At 70.7% G+C, this 9,107-nt stretch carries 9 protein-coding genes, 1 tRNA gene and 1 pseudogene; 5 read left to right on the top strand and 6 right to left on the bottom strand.

From position 1 onward, the window contains the following. Nucleotides 1–178 precede the first annotated feature (178 nt). Both ACZ6SD_RS32605 and smpB read right to left on the bottom strand, forming a co-directional pair. Nucleotides 179–361, bottom strand: a complete 183-nt coding sequence (locus ACZ6SD_RS32605) for a hypothetical protein (protein WP_465320877.1) — start codon at nt 359–361, stop codon at nt 179–181. Nucleotides 362–398: 37 nt separating this feature from the next. Further along, a pseudogene (smpB, locus tag ACZ6SD_RS32600) lies at nt 399–877 on the bottom strand (SsrA-binding protein SmpB). Between the two features lie 132 nt (nt 878–1,009). Between smpB and ACZ6SD_RS32595 the strand changes: the two are divergent. Further along, complete coding sequence (locus ACZ6SD_RS32595) at nt 1,010–2,134, top strand: serine hydrolase domain-containing protein (protein ID WP_465320876.1); 1,125 nt, start codon at nt 1,010–1,012, stop codon at nt 2,132–2,134. Between the two features lie 42 nt (nt 2,135–2,176). Here ACZ6SD_RS32595 and ACZ6SD_RS32590 read toward each other — a convergent pair whose 3' ends face one another. Continuing rightward, nucleotides 2,177–3,322 carry a glycosyltransferase family 4 protein gene (locus ACZ6SD_RS32590; RefSeq protein WP_465320875.1) on the bottom strand — a complete coding sequence of 382 codons (1,146 nt, stop codon included), beginning with the start codon at nt 3,320–3,322 and terminating at the stop codon, nt 2,177–2,179. Nucleotides 3,323–3,427: 105 nt separating this feature from the next. Here ACZ6SD_RS32590 and ACZ6SD_RS32585 point away from each other — a divergent pair, with 105 nt between their 5' ends. Together ACZ6SD_RS32585 and ACZ6SD_RS32580 are read left to right on the top strand one after the other, a co-directional pair. Beyond that, on the top strand, nt 3,428–4,234 hold the full coding sequence (locus ACZ6SD_RS32585; RefSeq protein WP_465320874.1) for a PIG-L deacetylase family protein: 807 nt from the start codon (nt 3,428–3,430) through the stop codon (nt 4,232–4,234). Then, nucleotides 4,231–5,283 (top strand): lysylphosphatidylglycerol synthase domain-containing protein, encoded by a 1,053-nt coding sequence (locus ACZ6SD_RS32580; RefSeq protein ID WP_465320873.1) that lies wholly within the window; start codon nt 4,231–4,233, stop codon nt 5,281–5,283. The genes ACZ6SD_RS32585 and ACZ6SD_RS32580 overlap by 4 nt, the downstream gene beginning before the upstream one ends. Nucleotides 5,284–5,295: 12 nt before the next feature. Here the strand turns inward: ACZ6SD_RS32580 and ACZ6SD_RS32575 are convergent. Further along, nucleotides 5,296–5,369 (bottom strand) — tRNA-Leu (locus tag ACZ6SD_RS32575). Nucleotides 5,370–5,468: 99 nt separating this feature from the next. On the opposite strand from ACZ6SD_RS32575, the gene ACZ6SD_RS32570 reads away from it, so the two are divergent. Beyond that, nucleotides 5,469–5,690 (top strand): DUF3618 domain-containing protein, encoded by a 222-nt coding sequence (locus ACZ6SD_RS32570; RefSeq protein ID WP_091455966.1) that lies wholly within the window; start codon nt 5,469–5,471, stop codon nt 5,688–5,690. A 45-nt stretch (nt 5,691–5,735) separates the two neighbouring features. On the opposite strand, the gene ACZ6SD_RS32565 is transcribed toward ACZ6SD_RS32570, so the two are convergent. Beyond that, nucleotides 5,736–6,179 (bottom strand): hypothetical protein, encoded by a 444-nt coding sequence (locus ACZ6SD_RS32565; RefSeq protein WP_465320872.1) that lies wholly within the window; start codon nt 6,177–6,179, stop codon nt 5,736–5,738. Between the two features lie 122 nt (nt 6,180–6,301). Then, nucleotides 6,302–6,964: a TetR/AcrR family transcriptional regulator gene (locus ACZ6SD_RS32560; protein ID WP_465320871.1), complete on the bottom strand. Its 663-nt coding sequence runs from the start codon at nt 6,962–6,964 to the stop codon at nt 6,302–6,304. Nucleotides 6,965–7,044: 80 nt separating this feature from the next. On the opposite strand from ACZ6SD_RS32560, the gene ACZ6SD_RS32555 reads away from it, so the two are divergent. Then, nucleotides 7,045–8,538: a flavin-containing monooxygenase gene (locus tag ACZ6SD_RS32555; RefSeq protein WP_465320870.1), complete on the top strand. Its 1,494-nt coding sequence runs from the start codon at nt 7,045–7,047 to the stop codon at nt 8,536–8,538. Nucleotides 8,539–9,107: the final 569 nt, after the last annotated feature.

Here is a 9,107-nt window from a genome sequence, read left to right as displayed (position 1 = left end):
GGTGGGGAGCCTTCGGCCCCACGACCACGGCCAGTTTAGGGATCTTCCTTCACCCCCAAAGAAACCACTCCACCCCATCGAGCACCTGGCGAGCGCGGGTGCGGCCTGGCAGGCGCTTGGGTATTCGGCTCGTTCGGCCCATCGAGCACTAGGAGGGGTGGGTGTCCTGGTGGAGTGATCAGGCGGCTAGGGCGAAGAAGAGGATGAAGACGCCGATTGCCACCAGCCAGGCGGCTATGAGCCAGCCGAAGTCTCGCCAGGGGGAGAGGGCGCCGTTGTCTTCGCCGGGGACGTAGACGCCGCGTTCCTCGAACTTGTCGACCAAGGCCAGGAGGGCGGTGAATGGCCGGGGGAGGCGCACCTGGGGATGGTGCCATGGGGGGTGGGGGTGGGGCCAGTCATCGGTGGCGGCGTTGGCCCTTGATGTGCTGGGAGAAAGCGCGTTCGATCTCGCGTTGGGCGTCTCGGGTGGCTAGGGACTGGCGTTTGTCCCAGGTCTCTTGCCGCGTACCAAACCTAGTTCGACCTTGACTCTGCCCTCGACGAAGTACATCGACAGCGGGACCAGGGACAGGCCGCTCTCGCGGACCCGGATGTCGAGTTTGTCGATCTCTCGGCGGTGCAGGAGCAGTTTGCGGACGCGTCTTGGGGTGTGGTTGGTCCAGGTGCCCAGGGCGTACTCGGCGATGTGCAGGCCGCGCAGCCAGACCTCGCCGTCATCGATGGTGGCGAAGGAGTCGACCAGGGAGGCTCGGCCCAGGCGCAGGCTTTTGACCTCGGTGCCCACCAGCACCACGCCTGCCTCCACGGTGTCCAGCACCGCGTAGTCGTGCCGCGCCCGCCGGTTGGTGGCGATCGTGGAACGGTCCCGCTGCATGGGCGGGACGCTATCCCACCGGCCATCCCACTTTGGGATGGATCTCGGCTGATACCGGAGGAGGAGGTGAGGGCAGCGGTGTGAACGCGAGACTCGGGCGACCACTGGGGTTCGCGACGAGGGGAATCGGAAATGGGCACGGGGAGCAGACTCGGGGTTGTCGGTGTGGTGGCCATGCTGGCGCTGGCTGGGGCGGGCACGGCGAGCGCGGCGCCGGTAGTCGACCAGCAGGGGCTGGGGCACCGGATCGACCGGCAGGTGGTGCAGGCGGGGCTCGACGCGCTCGCCCGGACGGGGGCGGCTGGGGTGCAGGTGCGGGTCGTGCACGGGCGGGATCGGTTCACTGCCCGTGCGGGAGTCGCCGAGTGGGGTGGGCCGAAGCCGGTGTCGACGCGCGGGCGGTTCCGGATCGGCAGTGTCACCAAGGTGTTCGTCTCGACCGCGGTGTTGCAGTTGGTGGGGGACGGGCGGGTCGGGTTGGACGCGCCGGTGGCCGACTACCTGCCGGGGCTGCTGCCCGACGGCGAGCGGATCACGGTGCGGATGCTGTTGCAGCACACCAGCGGGCTCTACAGCTACGACCGGGCGCTGCCGCAGGACCCGGCGGAGTTCGAGACGGTCCGCAAGCGGCACTTCGAGCCGGAGGAACTGGTCGCGATGTCCGTGCGGGAGCCGCTGGACTTCGCCCCGGGCGCCGCCTGGGGGTATTCCAACACCAACTACGTCGTCGCCGGGATGCTGATCGAGAAGGTCACCGGGAAGTCCTACGAGCAGGTCATCGAGGACCGGATTCTGCGCCCGCTGCGCCTGCGCGAGACCAGCGTCCCCGACCGCGACCTGACGCTGCCGCGTCCGCACGCGCACGGGTACGCCCTGATCGGCGGGGAGCCGGTGGACATCTCCGAGTCCAGCCCGTCGCTGTTCGGGGCGGCCGGGGGCATGGTGTCCACGACCGAGGACCTCGACCGGTTCCTCGACGCGCTGCTCGACGGCGACCTGCTGGCTCCGGCCCAGCTCGCCGAGATGACCAAGACGCTGCCGTTCACCGGCGGCTACGGCCTCGGCCTGGGGGAGACGCCGCTGCCGTGCGGCGGGTCGGTGTGGGGACACCTCGGCGGCGTCCCCGGCTACCTCACCGTCGCGATCAGCACCCGGGACACCAAGACCCGCCTGGAGCTGTCCGCGACGACCGCGCCGGTGACCGGCGGGACGTTCGAGGGCATCAACGAGGTTATCGATGAGGTGTTCTGCGGCTGACGGGACTCGGTAGGCGCCCGCCCCGCGCATCGGGGCGGGCGCCTACTGGAAGCCTTCCGACTGGCGCGGTCGGCCGCTTGCGACGGCGGACAGCCTGCCCTGCGCCTGCCGGTAGCAGCGCTCGATGTGGTCGAGGACCGAGGGCCAGGCGCCCACCGCGGGTGGGACGGCGTGGTTGTGCCGGGCGATGGACTGGCGCAGCCGGTGGTCGGTGATCAGCCGGGTGACGGCGATGATCATGTCCTCGAAGGTGTCGGCGAGCAGGCCGTCCACCCCGTGGCGGACGAAGTCGCCCACTCCGCTCTGCGCGCGGGCCACGATCGGCAGCCCGACCGCGCGCGCCTCCAGCGCGGCGATGCCGAAGGACTCCCGGGGCGCGGGCGCGACGAAGACGTCGCCGGTGGCCAGGACTCCGGCGACCTGCTCGCGGGTGCGGCGGCCGGGCATCGACACCCACGAGGTCATGCCGTTGGCCGCGGCGAACCGGTCCATCGCGGCGCGGGCCGGGCCGTCGCCGACGATCGTGGCGCGGATCGGGATCGCGGCGGGGACCAGCGCGCGGGCGGCCAGCAGGATCCTGAGCAGCCGCACCGGCTGTTTGCGCGGGGCGAGCCTGCCCACGGCCACCACGTGCACCCCGTCTGCGTTCCCGCTGGGCCGGACGGCGGGCCGCCAGCCCGCGACGTCGAGGCCGTTGGGGACCACGTGCACGCGCATGCCGAGCCCGGCCACCGCCTGGACCGACGCCGCGGCGGCGGTGCTGACCGCGGTGGCGACCACACTCCACCTGGGCCAGTCGAAGGCCATCTTCAGCGCCGTGTAGATCCCGTGCGTGGCCGGGTCCCACATGCTGTGCACGGTCACCACGACCGCCAGGCCCGCCCGCAGCGCCGCGCGCAGCCCAGCCCAAGCGAACGGCGAGACCGCGCCGACGTGCACGTGCACCACGTCCGGCCTGCTGCTGGCCAGCAGTTCGGCGAGCCTGCCGCCGCCGCGCGGATGGACGGGCAGGCCGAACGGCATCCGGGCGGCGAGCCGGTGCACCCCGTGCAGGTCGTCGCCGTTGGTCGCGGTGGCCACCTCGACGCGGTGGCCCGCCGCGCGCTGCGCCGCGACCAGGTCCGACACCTGCACCTCGATGCCCCCGAGCCGGGGCGCGTAGCAGTCAGTCACGTGGAGGATCCGCACCCATTCAGCCTAATTTGACCCGGCATTTGGGCGCTTCCCCAACTGAACGCGACACGGTGATCGCTGTTCGCGGTCGAGAAGCCATCGGTTGATTACGCTGATCGGGTGCAGCAACGGGTCGCGGTGTTCTTCCACGCTCACCCCGACGACGAGGCCCTGCTCACCGCGGGCACGATGGCGATGCTCGCCGCCGAGGGGCACCGCGTCGTGCTGGTCGTCGCCACCGCGGGCGAAAGCGGCCTGGCCGCGACGGCGCGCGGCGCGGCGCTCGGCGCGCTCCGGATGACCGAGCTAGCCCGGTCCGCCGCGGTGCTCGGGTGCGCCCGCGTGGTCTGCCTCGGCTACGGCGACTCCGGGCCGAGCCCGGCGACGAGGGCCGCGCGGCCGGGTTCGGCCTTTGTCGACATCGACATCGCGACGGCCGCCGAGGCGTTGGCGGCGGTGCTGGTCGAAGAGAGCGCCGACCTGCTGACGATCTACGACCCCGCGGGCGGGTACGGGCATCCCGATCACGTGCGGGTGCACCTGGTGGGCGCGCTGGCCGCGCGGATCGCGGGCACGCCGACCGTGCTGGAAGCCACCGTCGACCGCGACCTCCTGCTCCGGGCGCTGCGCCTGGTCGGCAAGGTCTACCGGTTCCCGCCCGGGTTTGACCTCGCGGTGTTCGAGCGCGCCTACACCCCGGGCGAGCGGATCACCCACCGGGTGAACGTGCGGCGGTTCGCCGAGCGGAAGCGGGAGAGCATGGCCGCGCACGTCTCGCAGGCGGGCGGCGCGGACACCCGGACCCTGGCGCTGCTGCTGAGGCTGCCGCGCCCGCTGTACCGGGTCGTCTTCGGCGCCGAGTGGTACGTCCGCCGCGACCTGCCGCCCGGCGTGCGCCTGCGCCATCCCTTCGCCGAGCCGCCATGAGCCGGGCGCGGAGCAGGTGGCGGCGGGTCGGGCTGTCCGGGGTCTCGCTCGGCCTGGCGGTGACGCTCGTGGTGTGCCTGCCGTGGATCGCCCGCGCCCTGACCGGGAAGCACGTCTCGTGGTCGGAGATCGGCGCGCGGTTCGCCGACGTGCGCCCCGACCTGGTCGCGCTGACCGCGGCGGCGTGGGCGGCCAGCCTGCTCGCCTACACGCGCGTGCTGACCAACTCGATGCCCGGCCTGAGCACGGCGCGGGCGCTCGCGCTCAACGCGGCTGGCAGCGCGGTCAGCAACCTGCTGCCCTTCGGCGGAGCGGCGGGGGCGGCGCTGACCTTCGCGATGGCCAGGAGCTGGGGCTTCGCGGGCAGGCCCATCGTGGTGATGACGGTCGTCAGCGGGGTCTGGAACACGATGTTCCGGTTCCTGCTCCCCGCCGTCGGCGTCATCGCGCTGCTGGTGGCGGGCCACGCCCTCGACCCGGCCGTGGCGAAGGCGGGCTGGGTGAGCGCGGTGTCGATCCTGCTGCTGGTCGCCCTGGTCGCGGCCGCGCTCTACTGGGACGTCGCCGCCGCGCGCCTCGGCCGCGCCCTGGACGCGCTGGCGCGGCTCGCCCGGCTGCGGGTCCGCGCGTCCTCGGCGCTGGCGCGGCTGCGCGCGGACACCGCGGACATCGTGCGGGCCCGGTGGCTCGGCCTGTCCTCGGGCATGGTCGGCTTCCTCGGGGCGCAGTGGCTGGTGCTGTTGTGCTGCCTGTGGGCGGCGGACGCCTATCCCGGCGCGGCGCAGTCCGTCGCGGTCTTCGCGCTGTCGCGGGTCCTCACCATGGCGGTGATCACCCCCAGCGGCGCGGGCCTGATGGAGGGCGGCGTCGTGCTGCTGCTCTCGGCGTTCGGCGTTGACACCGCCGCCGCGACGGTGGCCGCGCTCCTGTTCGGGTTCTGGACCTACACGATCGAGATCCCCGTCGGCGTCGCCGTCCTGGGCGGCTGGGCGCTCGCCCGGCGGCAGTCGGCGCCGTCCCCGCCCGCGGCGCGGGACGGGGCGCCGTGAAAAAACCCGCTGTGGGGCCGGAGAGACTCGAACTCTCACTGGCACGGACCTAAACCGTGTGCCTCTGCCAATTGGGCTACGGCCCCGTAGGACACCGGACAGCCTAACGGCGTGGCCCGTGCGCGGGTCGTGCGGGCGGTGATCTACCGTTGTCCCCGCCGACGGCTTGTTTCCTAGGAGGACACGTGGCTCGCGACCCCGACACCATCCAGCGCGAGATCGAGCAGGCCCGCGACGCGCTGGCCGCGACCCTGGACCAGCTCGGCACCAAGGCGAGCCCCAAGCGGCTGGTCGACAACGCCAAGGTCAGCGCCAAGTCCAAGCTGGACGACCCCAAGGTGAAGCTGGCGCTGCTCGGCGTCGGCGCGCTGGTCGGCCTGCTGGTCGTGCGCGGCCTGTTCCGCTAGCCGCGCCAGCGTCCCTGGCCCGGAGGGTCCGCCCTCGGGCCAGGGTCAGGCGGACGGCGTGGCCTTCTCCGGCTCCTGGGCCTTGGCCGTCCTGGAACTGGCCTCGGCGGGCTGGGGAGCCGACTTGGTGGATTCGCGGGCTTCCGCGTTCTGGGGAGTGGCGTCGGCGGGCTTCGCCGCCGGATCGGCGGTCTTCTTGGTGGCGCTCTGGGGGGCTTCCGCTTTCTGGGGCGCGGGGGCGTCCTCGGCGGGCTTCGCGAGGCGGGCGGAGAGGTAAGCGGCGGTGAAGCCGACCGCGTCGCCCTCGATGGTGTGCACCACGGTGCGTGGGTGTTCGCCGGGAGCGAGTTCTTCCACGAGTTGGTCCACGCGGTCGCGGGCGGCGATCAGGCCCGCAGCCGAGGCGGTCAGGGTCTTGTCCTTGCCGCTGACGGTGACCTTCCAGTCGTCGCCCTTGTGGGTGTAGTCGGCCGAGATCAGTTCGAACATCGCGCGCCCCTTTAGTGCTCTGGTGTGCTCCGAATGAGCGACGCCAGTACCGGCGGTCTATGACGGCACTGGTGCAAGCGTGTCTCCGTTTCGGCAGACGACCGGGGTCAAGTGAGTGAAACTCACCCGTGTGGGCGAGTCGGGTCAGGTGTCTCGCTCACCTGGATCATCGCGCCGACGCCGGACCAGAGCATCCGCATCAGATAGTCGGCCGCCTGTTCGGCGTTCACGTCCTCTTGCGCGACGTACCAGAGGGACAGTCGCTCGCAGGCTCCGACGACGATCTGGGCGGCGACCTCAAGATCGCGGCGCGGGGTGTCGGGCAGGAACGCCGAGAACAGCGCGATGTCCAACTCGACCTGCTCCTGGCGGACCGCCTCGATCTCGTCGAGGGCAGCGGGCCCGGCCACCGCGGCCTCGTTGATCAGCAGCAGCGACCACGCGCGCCGGTGGGCGTCGGTGAACTCGAAGAACGCCCGCGCCGCGCGGCGCAGGGCTTCCTCGGCTTCTTCCGCGCCGATCACCGACTCGCTGATCGAGTTGACCAGCTCGGCGCGCGCCTGCCGGATGCACGCGATGAGCAGGCCTTCCTTCGAGCCGAAGTACTCGTAGATCATCGGTTTGGAGACCCCGCAGCGCTCGGCGATCTCGTCCATCGATGCGGCGAGGTAGCCCCGTTCGGCGAAGATCTCTTCCGCGACGGCCACCATCTGCCGTTCCCGCTCGGCCCTCGGCATGCGGCGCCTGCGTTCGACCTTGTCCGTCGCTTCCTCGGCTGTCGTCACGAAATGACTCTACCGCAAGTAACCTACTCGCGGTAAGGTTGACTCCGGGTAACACCAAACTAGGGCATGGAGGAACCGCGATGGGCAAGCTCATCCACACCGGTGTGGTGGTCGTCGGTACCGGGTTTTCCGGCATGGGCATGGCCATCCAGTTGCGTCGGGAACACCGCGACGACTTCGTCATCCTGGAGAAGGCCCAGGACTTCGGCGGCACCTGGCGCGACAACACCTACCCCGGGTGCGCCTGCGACATCCAGTCCCACATGTACTCGTTCTCCTTCGAGCAGAAGCCCGACTGGACCCGCTCCTATGCCCCGCAGCCCGAGATCTGGCAGTACATGCGCGACGTGGCCGCCAAGTGGGGCCTGGCCCGCTACACCCGCTTCGGCACCGAGGTGACCGGCGCCCGCTGGGAAGAGGACGAGGGCCGCTGGCACGTGTCCACCGGCACCGGCGACACCTACGTCACCCAGTTCCTCGTCGCTGGCGTCGGCGCGCTGCACCTGCCGTCCATTCCGGAACTGCCCGGAATGGAGAAGTTCCAGGGCGAAGCCTTCCACTCGGCACAGTGGAACCACGACTTCGACCTGACCGGCAAGCGCGTCGCGGTCATCGGCACCGGCGCGAGCGCGATCCAGTTCGTGCCCGAGATCGCCCCGAAGGTCGCCGAGCTGACGCTGTTCCAGCGGACCGCGCCGTGGGTCATGCCCAAGCCCGACCACCCGATGCCGCCGTGGTCGCAGAAGGTCTTCGCCAAGATCCCCGGCGCCCAGCGCGGCTACCGGCACCTGCTGTACTGGATCAACGAGATGCGCGCCGTCGGCTTCAACGGCCACCAGGGCATCCTCAAGTACGCCTCCAAGCTGGCCGAGTGGAACATCAAGCGCTCGGTCAAGGACCCGGCCCTGGCCGCGAAGCTCACCCCCGACTACGTCATGGGCTGCAAACGCGTCCTGATCTCCAACGACTACTACCCGACCTTCAACCGCCCCAACGTCCACCTGGACACCGACGGCATCGCCGAAGTGCGGGAAAACAGCATCGTCGGCAAGGACGGCCGAGTCCACGAGGTCGACGCGATCATCTACGGAACCGGCTTCCACGTCACCGACGCCTTCGACTACCTCGACATCACCGGCCGCGACGGCCGTGATCTGGCCAAGGAATGGCGGGACAACGGCATCAACACCCACATGGGCATCAACGTCGCGGGCTTCCCCAACCTGTTCTTCCTCCTGGGCCCCAACACCGGCCTAGGCCACAACTCGGTCGTCTTCATGATCGAGTCCCAAATCCGCTACGTAGCCAGCGCCCTGCGCTTGGTCGACCACCACGGCGCCACCGCCCTAGACGTCCGCCGCACAGCCCAAGACCGCTTCAACGCAGAGATCCAGCGCAAACTCGCCGACGGCGTATGGACCCAAGGCGGCTGCACCAGCTGGTACCTCGACTCCCAGGGCGTCAACCGCACCATCTGGCCCGGCTTCACCTGGCGCTACTGGCTCCAAACCCGCAAGGTCGACCCAGCGGACTTCGAACTCATCACCCGCACCCGAGTCCCCGTCCCCGCCTGACCCCACCACCCAACGGGCGGCTCGCCAAGCTCCCCGAGGCGCTCATGATCGCAAGTTATCCACAGGCCCAGCGCACCCCCTTCCCCACGCTGACCTGCGACGATAGGATGGATCAGGGACGGTCCCCCAGGGAGGGCGGGCTTTGCGGTGGGGGCCGTGGGGCGGCAAAACAGGCCGTTGGGCGGGCTGTTGGGCCGTAGGCCGGCGCTGTTGGGTGGCAGGCGGTTAAGTGGCTTCTGGACTGCTCGCAGGGGTCGCCGCTCCCGCCCGACCCACAAGCCCGGCCCTGCTCGGTGCCAAGCGGCGGAGCAGAGACGCACCCGAGCGTCGGCTAGGCCGCACCCAGCCCTGTCAGGTCCTCAATGGGGCGGACCGAGCAGCACACCCGAGCATCTGCCAGGTCGCGCCTAACGCTGCCAGGTGCTCGATGGTGCGGAACGAGCAGCGAACCCGCCCTCCTGCCAACCGCCGCCCGACCCTGCCAGGTGCTCGATGGGGTGGAGTGGTTTCTTTGGGGGAGAAGGAAGATCCCTAAACTCGCCGTGGTCGTGGGGCCGAAGGCTCCCCAC

It is taken from the genome of Actinokineospora sp. NPDC051303 (assembly GCF_055586285.1).
Note: the sequence above shows the minus strand (reverse complement) of the source record. Positions and strands in the feature narration are given on the sequence as shown.

Bases quoted from the DNA above. Each gene is read 5' to 3' on its own strand.
- ACZ6SD_RS32595 (WP_465320876.1), top strand. From the start codon at position 1,010: ATGGGCACGGGGAGCAGACTCGGGGTTGTCGGTGTGGTGGCCATGCTG.
- ACZ6SD_RS32580 (WP_465320873.1), top strand. From the start codon at position 4,231: ATGAGCCGGGCGCGGAGCAGGTGGCGGCGGGTCGGGCTGTCCGGGGTC.
- ACZ6SD_RS32565 (WP_465320872.1), bottom strand. From the start codon at position 6,179: ATGTTCGAACTGATCTCGGCCGACTACACCCACAAGGGCGACGACTGG.
- ACZ6SD_RS32555 (WP_465320870.1), top strand. From the start codon at position 7,045: ATGGGCAAGCTCATCCACACCGGTGTGGTGGTCGTCGGTACCGGGTTT.